This is a genomic window from Nocardia sp. NPDC049149 (assembly GCF_043197455.1).
Classification (GTDB): domain Bacteria; phylum Actinomycetota; class Actinomycetes; order Mycobacteriales; family Mycobacteriaceae; genus Nocardia.
On the sequence record NZ_JBICTD010000022.1, the window covers coordinates 1 to 19345 of the forward strand.

At 67.4% G+C, this 19345-nt stretch carries 19 protein-coding genes; 7 read left to right on the forward strand and 12 right to left on the reverse strand.

Annotated elements, in window-relative coordinates:
• Positions 1-88: 88 nt before the first annotated feature.
• Positions 89-673 (reverse strand): TetR/AcrR family transcriptional regulator, encoded by a 585-nt coding sequence (locus ACGFNJ_RS43590; protein ID WP_393462485.1) that lies wholly within the window; start codon positions 671-673, stop codon positions 89-91.
• 112 nt (positions 674-785) lie between these two features.
• Here ACGFNJ_RS43590 and ACGFNJ_RS43595 point away from each other — a divergent pair, with 112 nt between their 5' ends.
• Both ACGFNJ_RS43595 and ACGFNJ_RS43600 read left to right on the forward strand, forming a co-directional pair.
• Positions 786-1838, forward strand: a complete 1053-nt coding sequence (locus ACGFNJ_RS43595) for a nucleoside hydrolase (RefSeq protein ID WP_393462487.1) — start codon at positions 786-788, stop codon at positions 1836-1838.
• Positions 1831-2700: an amidohydrolase family protein gene (locus ACGFNJ_RS43600; RefSeq protein ID WP_393462489.1), complete on the forward strand. Its 870-nt coding sequence runs from the start codon at positions 1831-1833 to the stop codon at positions 2698-2700. Before ACGFNJ_RS43595 ends, ACGFNJ_RS43600 begins: the two co-directional genes overlap by 8 nt.
• Positions 2701-3774: 1074 nt before the next feature.
• Here the strand turns inward: ACGFNJ_RS43600 and ACGFNJ_RS43605 are convergent.
• The gene (locus ACGFNJ_RS43605; protein ID WP_393462491.1) at positions 3775-4416 is read right to left on the reverse strand and encodes an NAD(P)-dependent oxidoreductase; all 642 of its coding nucleotides are present in this window, start codon (positions 4414-4416) and stop codon (positions 3775-3777) included.
• Between the two features lie 115 nt (positions 4417-4531).
• On the opposite strand from ACGFNJ_RS43605, the gene ACGFNJ_RS43610 reads away from it, so the two are divergent.
• Positions 4532-5026: a MarR family winged helix-turn-helix transcriptional regulator gene (locus tag ACGFNJ_RS43610; RefSeq protein ID WP_393462493.1), complete on the forward strand. Its 495-nt coding sequence runs from the start codon at positions 4532-4534 to the stop codon at positions 5024-5026.
• Positions 5027-5046: 20 nt separating this feature from the next.
• Here ACGFNJ_RS43610 and ACGFNJ_RS43615 read toward each other — a convergent pair whose 3' ends face one another.
• The 5 genes from ACGFNJ_RS43615 to ACGFNJ_RS43635 form a co-directional block, all read right to left on the reverse strand.
• Complete coding sequence (locus ACGFNJ_RS43615; RefSeq protein WP_393462495.1) at positions 5047-5517, reverse strand: hypothetical protein; 471 nt, start codon at positions 5515-5517, stop codon at positions 5047-5049.
• A gap of 384 nt (positions 5518-5901) precedes the next feature.
• On the reverse strand, positions 5902-6294 hold the full coding sequence (locus tag ACGFNJ_RS43620; RefSeq protein WP_393462497.1) for a nitroreductase/quinone reductase family protein: 393 nt from the start codon (positions 6292-6294) through the stop codon (positions 5902-5904).
• A gap of 81 nt (positions 6295-6375) precedes the next feature.
• A complete protein-coding gene (gene meaB, locus ACGFNJ_RS43625) occupies positions 6376-7434 on the reverse strand; it encodes a methylmalonyl Co-A mutase-associated GTPase MeaB (protein ID WP_393462499.1) in 1059 nt (352 codons plus the stop codon).
• A complete protein-coding gene (gene scpA / locus ACGFNJ_RS43630; RefSeq protein ID WP_393462501.1) occupies positions 7431-9719 on the reverse strand; it encodes a methylmalonyl-CoA mutase in 2289 nt (762 codons plus the stop codon). The genes meaB and scpA overlap by 4 nt, the downstream gene beginning before the upstream one ends.
• Positions 9719-11608, reverse strand: a complete 1890-nt coding sequence (locus ACGFNJ_RS43635) for a methylmalonyl-CoA mutase family protein (RefSeq protein WP_393462503.1) — start codon at positions 11606-11608, stop codon at positions 9719-9721. The genes scpA and ACGFNJ_RS43635 overlap by 1 nt, the downstream gene beginning before the upstream one ends.
• A 182-nt stretch (positions 11609-11790) precedes the next feature.
• Between ACGFNJ_RS43635 and ACGFNJ_RS43640 the strand changes: the two genes are divergently transcribed.
• Entirely contained in the window at positions 11791-12486 is a 696-nt protein-coding gene (locus tag ACGFNJ_RS43640; protein WP_393462505.1) for a TVP38/TMEM64 family protein, read from the forward strand.
• 13 nt (positions 12487-12499) lie between these two features.
• Here the strand turns inward: ACGFNJ_RS43640 and ACGFNJ_RS43645 are convergent, their stop codons facing one another.
• Entirely contained in the window at positions 12500-13402 is a 903-nt protein-coding gene (locus tag ACGFNJ_RS43645; protein ID WP_393462559.1) for a S1C family serine protease, read from the reverse strand.
• A gap of 317 nt (positions 13403-13719) precedes the next feature.
• Between ACGFNJ_RS43645 and ACGFNJ_RS43650 the strand changes: the two genes are divergently transcribed.
• Positions 13720-14595, forward strand: a complete 876-nt coding sequence (locus ACGFNJ_RS43650) for a metal-dependent hydrolase (protein ID WP_393462507.1) — start codon at positions 13720-13722, stop codon at positions 14593-14595.
• A 1-nt stretch (position 14596) separates the two neighbouring features.
• On the opposite strand, the gene ACGFNJ_RS43655 is transcribed toward ACGFNJ_RS43650, so the two are convergent.
• Both ACGFNJ_RS43655 and ACGFNJ_RS43660 read right to left on the reverse strand, forming a co-directional pair.
• Complete coding sequence (locus tag ACGFNJ_RS43655; protein WP_393462509.1) at positions 14597-15541, reverse strand: CorA family divalent cation transporter; 945 nt, start codon at positions 15539-15541, stop codon at positions 14597-14599.
• 3 nt (positions 15542-15544) lie between these two features.
• Positions 15545-15763 carry a hypothetical protein gene (locus ACGFNJ_RS43660; protein WP_393462511.1) on the reverse strand — a complete coding sequence of 73 codons (219 nt, stop codon included), beginning with the start codon at positions 15761-15763 and terminating at the stop codon, positions 15545-15547.
• A 431-nt stretch (positions 15764-16194) separates the two neighbouring features.
• Between ACGFNJ_RS43660 and ACGFNJ_RS43665 the strand changes: the two genes are divergently transcribed.
• Both ACGFNJ_RS43665 and ACGFNJ_RS43670 read left to right on the forward strand, forming a co-directional pair.
• A complete protein-coding gene (locus tag ACGFNJ_RS43665) occupies positions 16195-16533 on the forward strand; it encodes an ArsR/SmtB family transcription factor (RefSeq protein WP_393462513.1) in 339 nt (112 codons plus the stop codon).
• Between the two features lie 227 nt (positions 16534-16760).
• On the forward strand, positions 16761-17291 hold the full coding sequence (locus ACGFNJ_RS43670; protein ID WP_393462515.1) for a DUF3558 family protein: 531 nt from the start codon (positions 16761-16763) through the stop codon (positions 17289-17291).
• 15 nt (positions 17292-17306) lie between these two features.
• Here ACGFNJ_RS43670 and ACGFNJ_RS43675 read toward each other — a convergent pair whose 3' ends face one another.
• Together ACGFNJ_RS43675 and ACGFNJ_RS43680 are read right to left on the reverse strand one after the other, a co-directional pair.
• Positions 17307-19028: an urease subunit alpha gene (locus ACGFNJ_RS43675; RefSeq protein WP_393462517.1), complete on the reverse strand. Its 1722-nt coding sequence runs from the start codon at positions 19026-19028 to the stop codon at positions 17307-17309.
• Positions 19025-19345, reverse strand: a complete 321-nt coding sequence (locus ACGFNJ_RS43680) for an urease subunit beta (protein WP_393462519.1) — start codon at positions 19343-19345, stop codon at positions 19025-19027. The genes ACGFNJ_RS43675 and ACGFNJ_RS43680 overlap by 4 nt, the downstream gene beginning before the upstream one ends.

The following is a 19345-nucleotide window of genomic DNA, read 5'->3' on the forward strand; positions in this document are numbered from 1 at the left end:
CACCATCCACATCGCCGCAATCAACCAATGGCTACGACACCAATGAGGGCGGGCCAACCGGCCCGCCCTCACCACTTCGAAACACTGCCTAGCCCACACCTGGCGATACGCCCGCGATCGCTGAGACAGCCTCGGCGAGCCGGTTGCCGTCGGGGAGTTCGCCGTTCGGCGCGATCAACCACAGCACGCCGAGGCCCTGGACGAGGACGAAGTACATCTGGGCGATCGACTCGGCCTGTTCCGTGGTGAGTTGCGGATGCGTTTCCTGCAGGGCCGTACCCATTTCGCGGTAGATGGTCGGCAGCGCGTCGGTGAAGAAGTTCTTCGACTCCGGTGAGCGGGCGATGCGCACCAGGTTCTCCATGCTCGCGACCATGCTGTCGCGGTTCTCTTCGAAGATCCTCGGCATCGCGTTCCACAGCTCGGTGAACCCCGTGATCAGCGGGGTGCCGCCGGAATCACGGATCATCGCCTCCATGCCGTCGCCAATCGCGTTGCCGAGCGCGTCGGCGAGCGCCTCGGTGATCAGCTGTTCCTTGGAGCCGAAGTGGTATCCGATGGCGGCGAGGCTGACGCCTGCGGCGGCCGCGATGTCACGGGCCGTGGTCTTGGCCACGCCCCGCTCCACGATCGCCTTGCGCGCGCCCGCCAGCAGATCTTCTCGGTTTCCCATCAGGCCAGGTTACAACGTTGTCAGACATTTGTGCCAGACGCCTGCGCTAACCGTTGCCGGACCGAACGACCGCGCCGACGCTGCGCCGTGCCGACGGCGCTAATCTCGTCAGATGCGGCAAAAGATCATCATGGACGTCGATACCGGGATCGACGACTCCCTCGCGCTGCTCTACCTGCTCGCCTCGCCGGAGGCCGAGATCATCGGAATCGCCTCGACCGCGGGCAATGTGGACGCGCCGCGGGTCGCCGCCAACAATCTCGCCTGGCTCGACGTCTGCCGGGCGCCCGAGATCGAGGTGGCGCTCGGAGCCGCTGGGCCGCTGGCGATTCCGCTGCGCACCACCGAGGACACGCACGGCCCGCACGGCGTCGGCTACGCCGAACTGCCCGCGTCGACCCGAACGCTCTCGGCACGGTCCGCCGCGCAGATGTGGGTCGAACTGGTGCGGGCCCACCCCGGAGAGATCGTCGGACTCTGCACCGGACCGCTCACCAATCTCGCGCTGGCCCTGCGGCTGGAACCTGCACTGCCGACCTTGCTGCGCCGCTTGGTGATCATGGGTGGCGCGTTCAATCATCCCGGCAACACCACGCCGACCAACGAGTGGAACGTGCACGTGGACCCGGAAGCGGCCAAGGAGGTCTTCGACGCTTTCTCCGCCGCGCCACCGGATCGCAGGCCGATCGTGTGCGCGCTCGACATCACCGAGACCATCGAGATGTACCCGAAGCACCTGGCGCAGCTGGCCGAACGCGCCGGAAGCCTTCCCGTCGAAGCGGTTTCGGCTGCCGATCCGCCTGAGGCCAGGTCCGCCGCGAGCAATCCGATCATCCGGCACGTCACCGACGCGGTGCGGTTCTACTTCGACTTCCACCAGCTCTACGACCTCGGCTACCTCGCGCACATGCACGATCCGTTCGCGGCGGCGGTCGCGCTCGACCCCGCCCTCGCGGTGACCCGCCCGGCGACGGTCGACGTGGAGCTCACCGGAACCTTGACGCGCGCGACCACCGTCGCCGACTGGGCGGGCATGTGGGGCCGGGAACCCAACGCCGACATCGTGATCGGCACCGACCAGGAACTGTTCTTCGACCGGTTGATCGCCCGCGTCGGCGACCTCGCCCGGTCGGTGTACCCGCCGGAGCGAAACAACGATGCCTGACTACCTCCTGGACTTCCGCGACCGACTCGGCTTGCCCGGAATCATCGACGTACACACGCATTTCATGCCTGACTCGGTCATGCAGAAGGTGTGGGCCTACTTCGACTCGGCAGGCCCGCTGGTCGGGCGCACCTGGCCGATCGCCTACCGTGCGGACGAGCAGGTCAGGTTGAAGACGCTGCGCGGCTTCGGTGTTCGCGCCTTCACCTCGCTGGTGTACCCGCACAAGCCGGAGATGGCGGCCTGGCTCAACGAGTGGACCGCCGAATTCGCCGAGCGCACACCGGATTGCCTGCACACCGCGACCTTCTTCCCCGAACCGTCGGCCGCGCAGTACGTCAGGACCGCCGTCGAGCGTGGTGCCCGAGTGTTCAAGGTGCATCTGCAGGTCGGCCGCTTCGACCCCCGTGACCCGCTGCTCGATCCGGTATGGGGTCTGCTCGAAGACGCCGCGATCCCGGTGGTCATCCACTGCGGATCCGGACCGGTCCCAGGGGAATACACCGGCCCTGGCCCCATCACCGCTGTGCTGCAACGTTTCCCGCGCCTGCGCCTGATCGTCGCGCACATGGGCATGCCCGACTACTCCGACTTCCTCGACCTGGCCGAACAGTACGCCGACCTCCGGCTGGACACGACCATGGCGTGGACCGACTTCACCGAATCCCAAACCCCGTTCCCCACTGCCGAACTCCCCCGGCTCCGCGACGCAGGCGACCGCATCCTGTTCGGCAGCGACTTCCCGAACATCCCGTACCCCTACGAGCATTCGATCCAGGTATTAGAACAACTCGACCTAGGCGACGACTGGCTCCGTCGAGTCTGCTACCAGAACGCCGCAGACCTGTTCGCAATCACCTAACCCGCAGCATTTGGCGGGAGTGCAATGGTTGCTGGGCCATCCACGGGAGTGAAATGGTTGTTGGCCCATCGACGGGAGTCAAATGGTTGATCAACTTCATCGACGGTAGTCATATGGTGGCAATACGCACCGAGACGCCCACCATTTGACTCCCGTCGATTTCTTTCAAGATCTTTGAACCGGACCACAGCCAAGCAACCCGGTCTGGAACGAGCGAACACGCACCTGACAGCGGAGGTCAGCCGGGTACGGCACACGACGCCACCACGCTATCCAGTGCAAACCCCGAGACTGTCCCGCTCGCCAGGAGACCGTTCAACCCGCGGATAAACCACCACCCCAGACGCAACACGCCCTAGGAAACCCGCACCAACCCCCAAAGCCGCGCCCGCCCCAGACCGCGCCCGCCCCAGACCGCGCCCGCCCGAGACCGCGCCCGCCCGAGACCGCGCCCGCCCGAGACCGCGCCCGCCCAAAGCCGCACCCCACGGGGCGGGTTGGTCTGCGGCCGTGCCGCTTTGGGCTTGGCGAAGGCAAAGATTTCCCCGACTCCACGGTCTCCTGTGAGTACGGCATCTCGGTGTGTGCACCGGATTAGCGTGGTTGCTTCGCCTGCCGTACCCGGCTGACCTCCGCAGTCGATCACGCGTTCTCACGTCCCAGCCGGGTTACTTGGCTGTGCTCTCGTTTCGAGAGCTTTCAAGATCAAACAAGTCTGATTCCCGCTACCTTCCACCGGGACACCGAGAGCGGCCGACGATCCACAGACCTTCCATACGGTTCACAGGGGTTCTGGGCCCTGTGAACCGTACAGACGGTCTGCGGGATCGACCGAAGCGGTGCGGATTTCGGCGTTCGGGCGCGGCGGACTCGCTGCTGGTGGATTCAGCGGCACCGGCGATCCCGGCATGTGGGATCTCAGGGGTGGTTCCGTGCCGAGGGGGTGCTGGTGCTGGTGGCCTCTCGGGCGATGCCTGCACCAGTACCCGGTGATCAGTCGACCAACTCCAGAACGGGTGCGGATCCATGAAGGGTGCGGGTTTCTGGAGGGTGCGGGATGTTGGGCGGGTGGGGTCAGGCTGCGGCTACGGTGAATCGGGCGCGGGGGTGGGCGGGGGTTTCGGCCTCGTCGAGTAGGGCGACTGCGAAGTCTTCCATGGAGATGGTTGAGGTGCCGTCGGAGGTGGTGAGCAGGTCGTCGGTGCCGGAGCGATAGGTGCCGGTGCGGGTGCCTGGTACGAGGAGGGCGGGTGGGCTCAGGTAGGTCCAGTTTGCGGTGGTTTCCGCGCGGTACAGCGCGAGCTGTGCTGCGCAGGCGAGAGCGATGGGGCGCAATTCTGCTGGGAAGTCCGGGGTTTCGTGCAGGGTGAGGCCGTTGGCTTCCGGGACGTTCAGTGTTGCCGCGCCGCCGACGGCCAGCACTCGAACGCCGGTGTGTGCCAACGCCTTCAGCAGCACCGAGGTGACTGCGGGTAGTTCGCGCTCCTGGCCTGCCGGCGGGCGGGTCGCGGTAATCACGAGATCCTGTCCGGCACTGAGGTTTACCACGTCGTTCAGGTCGGCTGCATCGCCGACGCACACTTCGGCCGCGGCGGGCACCGCGGCCGCGCGGGCCGGATCGCGGACCACCGCGACGACCTCGTGACCGCGCGACAGCGCTTCGGCCACTACTCGGCTGCCTACGTCTCCTGTCGCACCGAACACCGTGATACGCATGATTTGTCTCCTCCGGACGCCTTCTCAGTTACTTAGCACTAAGCAACATAGCTTAGCGCTGAGTAATTTCGGGCATGAGGTATCTCACCGTTGAGGTATTCGATAGAGTGCGGGGGTGACCGATCATGTCGACCGAGTGCTTGCCCAATGGCAGGCGCAGCGCCCCGACCTGGACGTCTCCCCCATGGCCGTGCTCGGACGGTTGACCAGGCTGTCCCAGCTCGTCGGCACCGAACTGCGCAAGACCTTCGCCGCGCACAACCTCGACGCCGCCTCCTTCGATGTGCTGGCCACCCTGCGGCGCAGCGACCCGCCGCACTGCCTGACCCCGACCGAGCTGATGCATTCGGCGATGGTCACGTCCGGCGCGATCACCCAGCGCCTGGATCGGCTCGAGGAACGGGGCCTGGTCACCCGGTCGCGTAGTGAATCCGACGGCCGCGGCGTCCGGGTCGCACTCACCGAGGCGGGTCTCGCCCTCATCGACGCGGCGCTGCCCGACCACGTCGCCACCGAGGAACGCCTGCTCGCAAAGCTCAGCCCCACCGACCGCGACCAGCTCGCCGACAATCTGCGCACGATGCTCGAATCCCTGGGCGACTCAGCCTGATTCGCCGGTCAGGCCGCCGGTCAGGCCGCCGGGCGGGCGGCCAGGCCGCGGATGTAGTTGACCCGCTGCTCGGTGTCGAGGACCTGACGGCGGTCGCTGATCGGCACCTGGGTGGCGTAATAGAAATCGGGGCCCTGCACGCTGACCTGGACGAAGCCCTGGATGACTTCCTCGCGGACGGCCAGGAACAACAGGCCGAGCAGACAGGCGAGCATAAGCAGCACCGCGAGCACGATCGCATAGGACGGGATGCGCTGACTCACGGTGGTCTGGTTGGTCAGGATCCAGGTGGTACCCGCCAACGGGTGCGCACCGGACGGCGTCAGCACCCGGGTTGCCGTGCAACCGATGTCGCCAACGGTCACGAGGACCGGCTCCGGCGTGTTCGAGGCAGGGAACATGATCAATTGGGGCGGCGGTTCAGGCCCGGCAGGTCGATACGACCGAACCGGATGCGGTTCAGGCGTCCAGTGATTCACGTCATCGGTCATCGACCACACCTCCTTCGAGCTACGGAGGGAACGAGCCCTCCGTATCACGTCGGCCGGCGAGTCCTCGGCAACCGCGTCGTCGCCGGGCGGGAACCTTCAGGAAAGGAACCTTCCGCTGAGGAACCTTCGAGCCTACTCCGCGTCAACGGCGGTCGACAACTAGCAGACGAGTGGCAAACATTCCGGATTGCCTGCATTTCATATCATCCGCCCAGCTGAAGACATCCAGCCGACGAAACAAGCGGCGACCGCGCCACTACACCAGCAGCTCTGGCGACTTGCCAGTTGCCCTGTCCTGTCCTGTCCTGTCCTGCCCTGCCCTGCCCTGCCCTGCCCTGCCCTGCCCTGCCCTGACCTGACCTGACCAGAGTGCCGCGGCGACGATCAGTCCGCGAGATCGATCCTGATCGTCAACAGATTCGTACCGAGGGCACGAACCACCGCGCTGTTCATCGTCGGCAGCGTGCGCAGCCGGGCGATCGGGTCGTCCTGCGGCATCGGATGCGCGGTGCCGTGATGCCACTGCCCGTTGAGGCGGATCCGAACGGCGGAGTCCGCCATCAGGTTTCGCACGTAATCGGACTGGTCGCCATGATTCGAAACCAGCCAGAATTGCCGCCCCACCTGTTTGCCGCCCACCGGCGTGCGTCGCGGCTGGCCGGACTTGCGCCCGGTGGTCTCCAACAGGACCTGCCCCGGCGTCCGGGTGCTGATCGGATTGGCAAGGCGACGGTGGAAGAACCTGTCGAGCCGCATGCGCCAGCTGTTCGATGCCATGTCGGTCATACTCGCCGCGAACCGCGCCGAGTGCAACTTACCGACCGTCAATCACCAGTCAGCCCTCAATCACCAATCAGCTCAGCGTCCATCGAAGGCGCGCAGCAGTTCCTCCGCGGCCAGCGCCGCGGTGAGCGTGCCGTCGCGAACCTGCTTTTCCACTGTGGCCCGAATGGCTTTCACGTTCGGGTTGTCGGCGAGCCGGCGCAGCAGCTGGTCGTGCACCATCGTCCAGGTCCAGTCGATCTGCTGCCTGCGGCGCTTCTCGTCGAACTCCCCGGCATCGGTGAGCACCCGGCGATGTTCCAGGACGGTGTCCCAGAACTTGTCCAGCCCAATGCCTTCCAGCCCGCTCATGGTCAGCACCGGTGGCTGCCACAGCGCGTCGTGCGGATGGATGAGCCGCAGCGCACCGCTGAGTTCGCGCGCCGCCGACTTGGCTTCCAGTTCGTGCTTGCCGTCGGCCTTGTTGACCGCGACCAGATCGGCGAGCTCCAGCACGCCTTTCTTGATGCCCTGCAACTGATCTCCGGTGCGGGCCAGCGTCAGGAAGCAGAAGACGTCCACCATGTTGGCGACGGTCACCTCGGACTGGCCGACGCCGACCGTCTCCACCAGGATCACGTCGTAGCCCGCTGCCTCGAGCAGCACGATGGTCTCGCGCGTTGCCTTGGCGACCCCGCCGAGGGTGCCTGCGGTGGGTGAGGGCCGGATATATGCGTTGCGCTCCACCGAGAGTCGCGCCATCCGGGTCTTGTCGCCGAGGATCGACCCGCCGGTCCTGGTGGACGACGGATCGACCGCGAGCACCGCGACCCGGTGTCCCTTGCCGATCAGGTCCATCCCGAGCGCGTCGATGAACGTCGACTTGCCGACACCCGGAACACCGGTGATACCAACACGATTCGACACCGTGGCCGTCGCCGAGCTCTGCTTGTCCGGCGTCAGCTCGAGCAGCAACCGCTGTGCGAGATCGCGATGATCCGCGCGCGTCGATTCGACCAGGGTGATCGCCCGCGCCAACGCCGCGCGCTCCCCCGCCCTGACCGCCTGCGCCAGCGCGTCGACGTCGATCACCCTGCCCCGCCGCGCAGGCCGAGGACCTGCGTCGGCGGCGGCAGTGCCAGTGCCCTCACTCATTCGGCCCCTGCGGAGTCCTCGGCGCCCGCGTGGCCGAGTTCAGTCGCGAGCTTCTTCAGCAGGTCGATCGCGGCGTCGGCGATCACGGTGCCCGGCGGGAAGATCGCCGCGGCGCCCGCCTCGTACAACGCGTCGAAGTCACCGGGCGGGATGACCCCGCCGACGATGACCATGATGTCCGGTCGCCCGGCATCGGCCAGTGCCTGCCGCAGCGCGGGCACCAGCGTGAGGTGGCCTGCCGCCAGCGACGACACACCGACGACGTGCACGTCGTTGTCGGCCGCCTGCTGCGCCACCTCCTCGGGGGTCTGGAACAGCGGGCCCACGTCGACGTCGAAGCCGAGGTCGGCAAAGGCGGTGGCGATCACCTTTTGACCGCGGTCGTGGCCGTCCTGGCCCATCTTGGCGACCAGGATGCGCGGGCGGCGGCCTTCCGCCTCGGCGAACTCCTCGACCAGCTCGCTCGCCTTGGTGATATTGGTGACCTTGCCTGCCTCGTCCCGGTACACACCCGAGAGAGTACGGATCTCGGCCTGGTGCCTGCCGTATACGCGCTCCAGCGCGTCGGAGATCTCGCCGACGGTGGCCTTGGCGCGGGCCGCGTCGATAGCGAGCGCGAGCAGGTTGTTCTCCATGCCACCCTCGGACGACGCTGCCGCCCTTGACAATTCGGCGAGCGCGCGTTCGACCTCGCCCGCGTCGCGTTCCGCGCGCAGCTGGCGCAGCTTCTCGATCTGCTCGACCCGCACCCTGGAGTTCTCGACCTTGAGGACCTCGACCTCTTGGTCCTCCTCGACCTGATACTTGTTCACGCCGATCACCGGCTGCTGGCCGGTGTCGATGCGCGCCTGAGTGCGTGCGGCCGCCTCTTCGATGCGCAGCTTCGGGATGCCCTCGCCGATGGCCTGCGCCATGCCGCCGTGCGCCTCCACCTCGGCGATGTGGGCGCGGGCGCGGTTGGCCAGCTGATGGGTCAGCCACTCGACGTAATAGGAACCGCCCCACGGGTCGATCGGCCGGGTGGTGTTGGACTCCTGCTGGATGAGCAGCTGGGTGTTGCGCGCGATGCGGGCGGAGAAGTCCGTCGGCAGGGCGAGCGCCTCGTCGAGCGCGTTGGTGTGCAGCGACTGAGTGTGGCCCTGGGTCGCGGCCATCGCCTCCAGGCAGGTGCGTGCCACGTTGTTGTAGGCGTCCTGCGCGGTCAGCGACCAGCCCGAGGTCTGCGAATGCGTGCGCAGCGACAGCGATTTCGCGCTCTTCGGGTTGAACTGCGCAACGAGTTCGCTCCACAGCAGGCGCCCGGCACGCAGCTTGGCCACCTCCATGAAGAAGTTCATGCCGATGGCCCAGAAGAACGACAGCCGCGGCGCGAACTTGTCCACCGGCATGCCCGCGTCGATGCCTGCGCGGAGGTACTCGACGCCGTCGGCGAGGGTGTAGGCGAGTTCGAGGTCGGCGGTCGCGCCGGCTTCCTGAATGTGGTAGCCGGAGATGGAGATCGAGTTGAACTTGGGCATCTTGGCGCTGGTGTAGGCGAAGATGTCGGAGATGATCCGCATCGAAGGCTTGGGCGGGTAGATGTAGGTGTTGCGGACCATGAACTCTTTCAGAATGTCGTTCTGAATGGTTCCGGCCAGCTGTTCCGGCGTGACGCCCTGTTCTTCTGCCGCAACGACATACAGCGCGAGAATCGGCAGCACCGCACCGTTCATCGTCATCGACACGCTGACCTGGTCGAGCGGGATGTGGTCGAACAGCTGGCGCATGTCGAGGATGGAGTCGATGGCGACGCCGGCCATGCCGACGTCACCCTGCACGCGCGGGTGGTCCGAGTCGTAGCCGCGGTGCGTGGCCAAGTCGAAGGCAACCGACAAGCCCTTCTGACCCGCCTGCAAGTTGCGGCGGTAGAAGGCATTCGAGTCGGCGGCGGTGGAGAAGCCCGCGTACTGGCGGATGGTCCACGGTTGGTTGACGTACATCGTCGGGTACGGACCGCGCACGAACGGCGCGATGCCCGGCACGCTGTCGAGCGGATATCCCTCGGCCACAACGGCATCCCGATCGGCCTTGGTGAATACCGGTGCCACGTCGATGCCTTCGGGCGTCGACCACTTCAGCTGCTCGGGCGCATAGTGATTGGCGGCGGCCGCCGTGCGGACGTAGGCATCGACCTGTGCGGTGTCGACGGCGGCGGGCTCCGGCGCCCGCTCGGTCAGCGGCACCTCGGCGAAACTGCCGATCAGATGCTGGATATCGCCCGGTTTGCGGGCGTGGCTCAGTGTCATCAGGCTCCCACCTTCTCCAGCAGTCCGGACAGTGCGGCGACCGCGTCGATCTTGGCCGCCAGGAATCCGTCCGGTCGTTGCGACTCGCTCAGCCCGGCGACCGCTTTCGCGGCACCGGCGAGCAGCACCGTCGTCACCCCGGCGGCACGCAGCTGCTCCACCGCCGCACCGGCCTCGGTGCCGTATCTGGCGTCCGCGCCGCAGAGCACAGCGATCGGCGCGCCCGCTTCGGTTGCGGCCGTGGCGATTCCGTCCACCGCCAGCGGGCCCGGGTTGATCGACTCGATGCCGCCGGAGGCGAGCAGGTTCGCGATGAAGGTCACTCGCACGTTGTGTTCGGCGACCGAACCGAGCGGCACCAGCAGCGCTTTCGGGCGCACGCCGTGCTCGGCCAGGTAGGCGTCGGAGCGGTTGCGCAGCTCCTCGAATGCCGCGCCGTAACGCGCCACCCGGCCAGGCTGCCGTGCCGACTCCGACAGCGGCTTCTCGGCGAGATTGGGGAACTCGTTCACGCCGGTGACCGCCGTCTTGCGGTGGGCGACATCGGCATCGCGGGTCGCCTTGGTCGCGGCGATGCGCTCGGCGAGCAGTCCGGCATCCAGCGCGGCCGGGTAGCCGCCCGCCGCCTCGATCTCCTGCATGAACTCCCACGCCTTGGCGGCCAGCGCCGCGGTGAGATCCTCGACGTACCAGGAACCCGCGCCCGGGTCCTGCACGAAGCCGAGGTGCGATTCCTCGAGCAGCAGCAGCTGGGTATTGCGAGCCATGCGGTCCGAGAACGACTTCGACACCCCGAGCTCGCCCGCGGGCAGTGCCGAATCGAACGGCAGCACGGTGACGGTGTCCGCACCGCCGACGCCTGCGCCGAACGCGGCGAGCGTGGTGCGCAGCAGGTTCACCCACGGGTCACGCTGAGACATCATCGCCGCTGACGTGACCGCGTGCTGCGGCGCACCGCCGAAGTCCGGCGCACCGAGGACGTGCGCGACGCGGGCCCAGAGCTGGCGCGCGGCCCGGAATTTCACGACCGTGGCGAACTGGTCGTCGGTGGCGGCGAACCGGAAGCTCAACTGCTCCAATGCGTCCGCAATGTCCAGGTGCTCACTCAGGGCGCGCAGGTAGGCCAGGCCTGCCGCGACGGCAGCGCCCAGTTCCTGGGCATCGGAGGCGCCTGCGTCGTGAAAGACGGTGCCGTCCACGGTGATCGCACGGACCGTCTCGGCCCGCTCGGCCGCGGTGGCGGCCAAGGCCACCGTCTCCGTGAGTTCGAGATCGGGGATGCCGGCAAAGCGGCTGGTGAGTGGCGCTGCACCGAGCTCGACCTGAATCTCCTTGCGGGAGACCACCTCATAGCCATCGAGCACGTCGAACACCTGTGCCGCCGCGGCGGCCGCGGCAGTGCCTGCGTCCATGGTCAGCGGCGCGAGCTCGAACAGCAGCCCCGACAGCGCGGTAGGCAAGTCCGCCACCGGCACACCGCGTTCCCCGGCGCCGAGCCAGAGCGCGCTGATGCCGTTGCCGAGCGCGGCCAGGATCTCCCGGTTCACCTCGGCCGCATCCGCACCACCGAAATGGGCGCTCACATACCACCCGCGGTGCACGTCCCTGGTGGCGTCGCGGCCACGGACGAACGGGAAGGCGCCGGGCAGCGGCTGTTCGGGCAACTCGTCGCGGCTGGTGTAGAGCGGGGCAACGGTCAGCCCGTCGTAGGTCGTCTCATCGAGCAGGTGCTCGGGCTCCTCGGGCAACTCGGTGACCTCGACCCGCCGGACCTTCGCGAGCACCCCGGCCACACCCTTACGCCACGCGGAGAACTCCGGAACCGGACCCACACCGGTGGGTCGCTCCGCAGGCTCCGCTCCCGCGCCGGGCTCTGAAGCAATCGGCATAGCTTGCTTTCTCTCTTCCCCTCGACCTTCGGCGCACTCGTCGCGTGCACCGAAACCGCCGTATTTGCCCAGTTCAGCGCGTACTTTGGTTAACGAGGATTCGTCCCGTTTCCTCTGATGCTAGCGCCAACTACCGGATGCGTTCTCCTCCAGTACCACTACCACCCGGTAATCTTGCGCCGGTGACCAGGCTGCTCCGCGATCCCCGCGTACTCACACTGCTGGTCGGCGTGGTCGTGCTGTTCGGTGCCGCACTGCTGGTCCCGCTGCCAAGTCCGCAACAGATCCAGGATTGGGCGGGCACGGTCGGCCCGATCTTTCCGCTGCTGTTCTTCGTGGTGCACGCGCTCGTGACGGTCGCGCCGATCCCGCGCACCGTGTTCACCGTCAGTGCCGGACTGTTGTTCGGGCCGGTGCTCGGCATCGCGCTCGCGGTGGGTGCGACGACGGTCAGTGCCGCACTCGCCATCCTGCTGATCCGCGCACTGGACCGAGAGCGCGTGGCCGCGCGGTTGACGCATCCGGCGGTGCGCGCGGTCGACGATCGCCTGCGGCGGCGCGGCTGGCTCGCCGTCGGGTCGCTGCGGCTGATCGCGGCGGTGCCGTTCTCGGTGCTCAACTACTGCTGCGGGTTGTCTTCGATCCGCTTCTGGCCGTACATGGCCGCGACCCTGCTCGGTGTGCTGCCCGGCACCATCGGCACGGTCATCCTCGGTGACGCGCTCACCGGCACCACCCATCCAGCGCTGCTGGTTTTCTCGGGCGTGCTGATCGGCATCGGGGTGCTCGGTCTGGTCGTGGATGCCCGCTGGAAAGACACCACGGAAACGCCGGAGCCGGTGCCGGTTTCGGTGCTCGAGACCCCGCGGGCGCGCTGAGCGGGATCCGGCGTCAGTCCACCGTCAACTCGATCGGCACCGCGATCACGTCGACCATCGCACCGTTGCGCAGCACCGTCACCGGCAGCTTCTTGCCGATCGCGTCGGAGAACAGCTGGCGTTGAATGCCTTGCGCGTCACGGACTTCCGCCCGCGCGACGCTCAGCACGAGATCGCCGCGCCGCAATCCGGCCTCCTCGGCAGGGCCGCCGCGCACCACCTCCATGATGCGCACCCCGCCCGCCTGGCCGGTGCGGGACGCGACATGGGCGGGCAGCGGCGCGGGCATGCCGACCAGGCCGAGATAGGCGCGGCGCACGCGGCCTTCGGAGTGCAGCGTGCCGATGATGCGCCGGGTCGTCGTGTTGATCGGAATCGCAAGGCCGAGACCGATGCCCGCGACGGCGGTGTTGATCCCGACCACTCGTCCAGACGAATCCGACAGTGCCCCACCGGAATTGCCGGGATTGAGCGCGGCGTCGGTTTGGATCACGTCCTCGATCACCCGGCCCGCCCGCCGCGAGGCGACCGGAACGGCGCGACCGAGCGCACTCACCACGCCGGCGGTCACCGAGCCAGCGAGTCCGAGCGGGCTGCCGACCGCGACCACCAGTTGACCGACGACCAGCTGATCCGCGTCGCCGAGCGTCACCGCCCCCGGCGCACCGCCGCGGGAACGCAACACCGCGAGATCCGAGAGTGGATCGACCCCGACCACGTCGAACCGGGACTCCACCCCGTCGGCGAACACCACCTCGCCACCGCTGGCCGACCCGATGACGTGCGCGTTGGTCAGCAAGAAGCCGTCGTCGGTGAACACCACCGCTGAGCCGCTGCCTCGCCTGGACCGCACGCTGGCCACGTGCGGCGTAACCGACGCGGCCACGGAGATCACAGTGCGGGAGTAGGCATCCATCGCCGCATCGTCGTCCACGCTGACCACCAACCCATTCCAGCCTCGAACCAGCCCCTCCAGCATGCCCGCACTCGGCGCCGTGCGCACCGTGTTCACCCCAGGCGCAACAGGACTGCGCGGTCACCGCAGTTCCTGCAGCGAGATCCGGGCGGCCCGAACGTCTGCGCGGCCGGTGCGCGCGGACTGGGGTGCGGCGCAATGGATTCGCCACGCACTTGCCGAAAACACGCGCGGCAACCCTCTTGTCGCCACCGTCTCAGACGGTATCGTACTAGTAGTACCGCATACTGACGGTACGAAGCTCAATGAGGTGCGAGATGACCGAATACAGTGTGCAAACCAACGCACGCACAACCGGATATCCACGGGCCAGGCGGATCCGATTCCGATTCGGCGACCCGGAACCCATGGCCAAGTACTTCGCGGGCGGTGACATGGTGTTCAGCCACTTCATCGCCGGGCTCTCGGCGGCCTTCCCGCCGGGCGAAGAGTCGTTCATCCGATCGGTGCGCCGATTCGCCGACCAGATCAGCGATCCGGAGCTGAAGAAGCGCGTCACCGGATTCATCGGCCAGGAAGCGACACACGGCCACCACCATCGCCAGCTCAACGAGAAGCTCGCCGAAATGGGCTACCCCGTCGAGTGGTACGACTCGCCCGCCGCGATCGAACGGTCCAAACGGATCGAGGAACGACTGCCCGCCCTGCTGCACCTGGCGGCAACGGCGGCCGCCGAGCACTACACGGCGGTACTGGCCGAACGGACCCTGGCCAAGGCCGAAATCCAGGCGCTCGCAGGCGATCCCGAAGTGCGCAACCTCATGAACTGGCACGCCTTCGAGGAACTCGAGCACAAGTCGGTGGCCTTCGACCTGTATCGCGCGATGGACGGGACGGAGGCGATGCGGATCATGACGATGGCGACGCTGCTCGCGCTCACCCTGCCGCTCACCGCCGTCGGCCTGACTGTCTCACTCAGTCGAGATCCTGACGCCCGGCGCTATCCGCTCAGCCTGGCCAAGGAGATGGTCACGCTGTTCCGCGGGCCGATCTTCCGTGGCATCGGCCGGGAGCTGGCGCTGTATCTGCGGCCAGGGTTCCATCCCGACGACATCGAGACCACCGAGTTGTTGGAGCGTTGGCGGGCCGAGCTTTTCGGGAACGACGGCGATCTGGTCGACCACCTGAAATAGGTCAGCGCAGCCAGCCTTTTCGCTTGATGTAGGCCAACGGGATCACCGCGGCGACCAAGGTCATCAGGGTGGTCGCCAGAAACCCGTGCTGCCATTCGAGTTCGGGCATCCAGGTGAAATTCATGCCGTAAAAGGTGGCGATCAACGTGGGCGGCAGGAAGACCGCGGTGATGATGGTGAACACCTTCACGATCTGATTCTGCTTGACGTCCAGCCAGGTCATCACCGACTGCTGCAGGTAACGGACCTTGTCGTGTTCGAAGCCGGCATGCTGTTTCACCCCGTCGATATCGGCGATGAGGATGGCGATCAGGCTCTCCAACTCGGCGCTGTGCACGGTGATATCGGCCATCAGATGCCGTGCGGCACGGGCTAATTGGAGCTGGGTCTCCTGAGTGCGCGAGACGATCTCCTCCGCGGAGTTCATCCGCGACATGGTGCCGCGCATGTCCGCGACGCCGATCTCACGGCCGCGCTGGTCGTGGCCCATGGTCGCCATCTCGATTTCGTCGTTCATCGCCTCCAGCGCGTCGCTGGCGTAGTAGATGACCCGCTCGGAGGCCTCGTTCAAGGCCCACAGCAGCGCGTACATCACGCCGTGCGCAGAACCGGTGAGGGCGGGATTCCTGCGCATCTTCGCGATGGCCTTGTCGAACGGGATGAAGTGCTCGTCCGGTTGCAGCGTCACCAGGAATTCGGCGCCGAGCGCGAACACGATCGTCTCGCGTTCGATGGTGTCGCCGTGCTTGTAGTTGGCCACGACCGGCAGGTAGAGGAAGTTGTCGGTCTCCCAGACCCGCTGCTTGGCCGCGGCGAAGTCGACGCCGAGCCGCTCACGCAGCACCGCGGCGGTATCGGCGTCTGCGGCCGCCAAAGGAATCCAATGTTGTTGCAGGACTTCGGTATCGAAGCGATCACCGGTCACGGCACTGCCGACGGAGTGCATCCGCTACCGCCCCGAGGAGTGGGCAGGCGACACCGACGACGACCCGACCGGCGCCTGCGGGTGCACATAGTGCATCGTCAGCAGCCCGGCACTGATCAGCAGGTAGAGACCGATGGTGAACCAGATCGCCTGGCGCTCCAGATTCGGTGCGCGGTGCGGTGTTTCACCCCTCTTGAACATGATCGCCATGGCGGAGCTCCAATACTCGATAGTGAAAGTCAAAGCGGCTAGCGGAAAGTGCGCCCGCCTGCGCGGGCCTGGTGTCCGGGCGCGGGCAGCAGGTGTCCGCGACCGGACCTCGGCGCGGCCGTCCTCGGACGATCGCACCGAGCGCAGGCCGACGGCGCGCGCCGACCTATCGGGTCGAAAAGAATGCTGGAATCGGTGCCGCGTCAGGCGATCGGCGGGCCATCCACCTCGGCCGCGCGTCGCGCGGGCAGATCAACGACGAACCGGCACAACCTGTTTCGCTAGGGCGGTCCGGCTAGAGACGTCGATACTGTCAACCGGCATCAGCCGCTCACCCCGCTTCGTTGGTTGCTCATCCACGCAGAAATTGCGCACCCATCATTAGAAACCCGCTGCCGCACATACGTCAATCAGTTGCGCAAGTATTCGACAGCGTGTCACGCTACCGACAGGTTGGAGGCGACGTGACCGAGCACAGCGAACCGGGTCTCATCCCGGCGGCTCAACTACATGACGCGGCAGCGGTTTTCGGCATGCTCGCGGCCACCGCCCGGTTGCAGATCCTCTGGCTGCTCAGTCAGGGTGAACGCGACGTCGGCACACTGGCCACCGACATCGGCCAAACCGTGCCTGCGGTCAGCCAGCATCTCGCCAAACTCCGACTGGCCGGTTTGGTTCACGTCCGCAAAGCGGGCCGACGCAATGTCTACACCATCGCCGATCCCGGCGTCGCCGACATCGTCCGCCTCGCCGTCCGCCACCACCGCCGCCGCGGCGGGGCACTGCCCGGTCAGGTCGACTGAGCGACGAGTCGCTCTGCGGCCACCGCCGAGCTGCCGGTTGCACCCGCCCGACCGTCCTCGCTGCTGACCGGCGCTGAGCCGCCACACCGTATCCGCCGAGCCGCCCGCTCGCACTCGCCCGACCAAACCGACTGAGAGGAATATCGCTCCTGCTCAGGTCGCCGGTTCGGTTCCGTCTAGGTAGCGTGACCTGGTCTGACCCGTTAGTGATCCAGAAGGGAGCGGTGATGATCCCGTTCTCTGCCCGAAATGCCGGAGTTGCCGCTGTAGCGGTGGTCGCCTTGGCGACCGGCTGCGCCAGCAACGACGTGCCCGAGGCCGCGCCCGCCGCCGCCCGCACCCCGTTCGCCGACTGCGCGCCGCTGTCCACCGACCAGATCAGCGAGGCCGTGCACGCCGACAGCCTCGTCGCGCACCGCACCCCGCAGGCCTGCCTGTGGGACGCACAGATCGGCACCGGCGATGCGGGCATCAGCTTCGCCTTCTCCGCCGACGAGTCGCTGCAGCAGCTGTGGGACCGGGCCAGGGCGAACGGCTTCCAGACCGAGCACATGATCATCACCCAGCACGCGCTCGGCACCGTCACCGCAACCGCGTTCTACATCCGCAACCCGCACGACCCCGACGACTGCGCGGTGGCCGCCGCGTCCAACGGTTCCATCACCTGGCGCGTCCAGAACCGCTCGCGCCCCGCGGCCCTCGACCCGTGCGCGGCCGCGCTCCAGCTGGCCACGATGATGGTCGACCTCTCCCCCTAGCCGCGACCGGCCGCCTCAGAACAGGAAATAGCGCTGCGCCATCGGCAGTTCGGTGGCGGGCTGCTCGGTCCAGACCTCGCCGTCGATCCGCACGGTGAACGTGTCCGGGTCGACCTCGATGTGCGGCATCGCCTCGTTGTGCGGCATATCGGTCTTGGTCCGATCCCGAACGTTCTTGACCGGCGCCAGCGTCCGACGGAGCCGCAGCCGCTCGGCCAGCCCGTCCTCGATCGCCTGCTCGGACACGAAATGCAGCGAGGTCGCCGCCGCGGCCAACGGCGCCGCACCGAACATCGGCCGCGGCAATACCGGCTGCGGCGTCGGGATCGACGCGTTCGCATCGCCCATCGCCGCCCACGCGATCGCGCCGCCCTTGAGCACCACGTGCGGCCGCACACCGAAGAACGCGGGCTCCCACAGCACCAGGTCGGCGAGCTTGCCGACCGCCACCGAGCCGATCTCGTGATCGAGCCCGTGCGCCACCGCCGGGCAGATGGTGTATTTGGCGATGTAGCGCTGCACCCGCGCGTTGTCGGCGGCGCCGTCGCCGGGCAGCGCACCGCGGCGGCGCTTCATCACGTGCGCGGTCTGCCAGGTCCGCATGACCACCTCGCCGATGCGCCCCATCGCCTGGGAGTCGCTGCCGATCATCGAGATCGCGCCGAGATCGTGCAGCAGATCCTCGGCGGCGATGGTGGACGGGCGAATCCGGCTCTCTGCGAAGGCGAGATCCTCGGGGATGGACGCGCTCAGATGGTGGCACACCATCAACATGTCGAGGTGTTCGTCGAGGGTGTTGACGGTGTGCGGCCTGGTCGGGTTGGTCGAGCTGGGCAGCACGTTGAGATGCGCTGCGACGGTGATGATGTCGGGCGCGTGCCCGCCGCCGGCCCCCTCGGTGTGATACGCGTGGATGCCGCGGCCCGCGATGGCGCCGAGGGTGTCCTCGACGAAGCCCGCCTCGTTCAGCGTGTCCGAGTGCAACGCCACCTGGACGCCTGCGGCTTCGGCGACGGTGAGGCATGCGTCGATCGCGGCGGGCGTGGAGCCCCAGTCCTCGTGCAGCTTGAAACCCGCTGCGCCGCCACGCAATTGCTCCCACATCGCCTCGGCGTTGACCGTGTTGCCCTTGCCGAGCAGGACGATGTTCATCGGCCAGCCGTCGGTGGCCTCCAGCATCCTGGCCAGATGCCACGCGCCCGGCGTCACCGTGGTCGCCTTGCTGCCCTCGGCGGGCCCGGTGCCGCCGCCGATCAACGTGGTGATGCCCCCGCCGAGCGCCTCGTCCATCAGCTGCGGGCAGATGAAGTGCACGTGACAGTCGATGGCGCCCGCGGTGAGGATGCGCCCGTTACCCGCGATGATCTCGGTGGACGGACCGACCACCAGGTCGGGGTGTACCCCGCTCATCGTGTCGGGGTTGCCCGCCTTCCCGATGCCGCAGATCCGGCCGTCCCTGATGCCCACATCGGCCTTGATGATGCCCCAGTGGTCGATGATCACCGCGCCGGTGATCACGGTGTCCGGCGCACCGTCGGCACGGGTGGCCCTGGACTGTCCCATGGATTCGCGCAGCACCTTGCCACCGCCGAAGACGGCCTCGTCGCCCGCGAGTCCCGGTCCGCCGCTGCGGTCTTCGGTGATCTCGATGAGCAGATCGGTGTCGGCCAGGCGAATTCGGTCACCGGTGGTCGGACCGAACAGTTCGGCGTAGCGGGCGCGGCTCAGTTCGGTCATGACTGCTCTCCGTCCAACTGCCCCGGCGGCGTCAGGCTGATGCCGTGCACCTCGCGCATTCCGCCGAGCGGAACCAGCGAAACCCGCTGGCCGAGACCGGGTTCGAAACGCACCGCGGTGCCTGCGGGGATGTCGAGCCGATGGCCGTGCGCGGCCGCCCTGTCGAAGCGCAGCGCGGCGTTGGCCTGCGGGAAATGCACATGGCTGCCAACCTGCACCGGCCGGTCGCCGGTGTTGAGCACGTCGAGTTCGAGTCGCGGCGCACCCGCGTTCAGCTCGATAGTGCCCTCGGCACAGAGGTATTCACCCGGAATCAT

Excerpts from the sequence above, each read along its gene's own strand:
- ACGFNJ_RS43680 (WP_393462519.1), bottom strand. The coding sequence starts at position 19,345 with ATGATTCCGGGTGAATACCTCTGTGCCGAGGGCACTATCGAGCTGAAC.
- ACGFNJ_RS43595 (WP_393462487.1), top strand. The coding sequence starts at position 786 with ATGCGGCAAAAGATCATCATGGACGTCGATACCGGGATCGACGACTCC.
- ACGFNJ_RS43645 (WP_393462559.1), bottom strand. The coding sequence starts at position 13,402 with ATGGATGCCTACTCCCGCACTGTGATCTCCGTGGCCGCGTCGGTTACG.
- ACGFNJ_RS43620 (WP_393462497.1), bottom strand. The coding sequence starts at position 6,294 with ATGGCATCGAACAGCTGGCGCATGCGGCTCGACAGGTTCTTCCACCGT.
- scpA (WP_393462501.1), bottom strand. The coding sequence starts at position 9,719 with ATGACACTGAGCCACGCCCGCAAACCGGGCGATATCCAGCATCTGATC.
- ACGFNJ_RS43675 (WP_393462517.1), bottom strand. The coding sequence starts at position 19,028 with ATGACCGAACTGAGCCGCGCCCGCTACGCCGAACTGTTCGGTCCGACC.
- ACGFNJ_RS43635 (WP_393462503.1), bottom strand. The coding sequence starts at position 11,608 with ATGCCGATTGCTTCAGAGCCCGGCGCGGGAGCGGAGCCTGCGGAGCGA.
- ACGFNJ_RS43670 (WP_393462515.1), top strand. The coding sequence starts at position 16,761 with ATGATCCCGTTCTCTGCCCGAAATGCCGGAGTTGCCGCTGTAGCGGTG.
- ACGFNJ_RS43590 (WP_393462485.1), bottom strand. The coding sequence starts at position 673 with ATGGGAAACCGAGAAGATCTGCTGGCGGGCGCGCGCAAGGCGATCGTG.
- ACGFNJ_RS43615 (WP_393462495.1), bottom strand. The coding sequence starts at position 5,517 with ATGACCGATGACGTGAATCACTGGACGCCTGAACCGCATCCGGTTCGG.
- ACGFNJ_RS43650 (WP_393462507.1), top strand. The coding sequence starts at position 13,720 with ATGACCGAATACAGTGTGCAAACCAACGCACGCACAACCGGATATCCA.
- meaB (WP_393462499.1), bottom strand. The coding sequence starts at position 7,434 with ATGAGTGAGGGCACTGGCACTGCCGCCGCCGACGCAGGTCCTCGGCCT.
- ACGFNJ_RS43600 (WP_393462489.1), top strand. The coding sequence starts at position 1,831 with ATGCCTGACTACCTCCTGGACTTCCGCGACCGACTCGGCTTGCCCGGA.
- ACGFNJ_RS43655 (WP_393462509.1), bottom strand. The coding sequence starts at position 15,541 with ATGCACTCCGTCGGCAGTGCCGTGACCGGTGATCGCTTCGATACCGAA.
- ACGFNJ_RS43605 (WP_393462491.1), bottom strand. The coding sequence starts at position 4,416 with ATGCGTATCACGGTGTTCGGTGCGACAGGAGACGTAGGCAGCCGAGTA.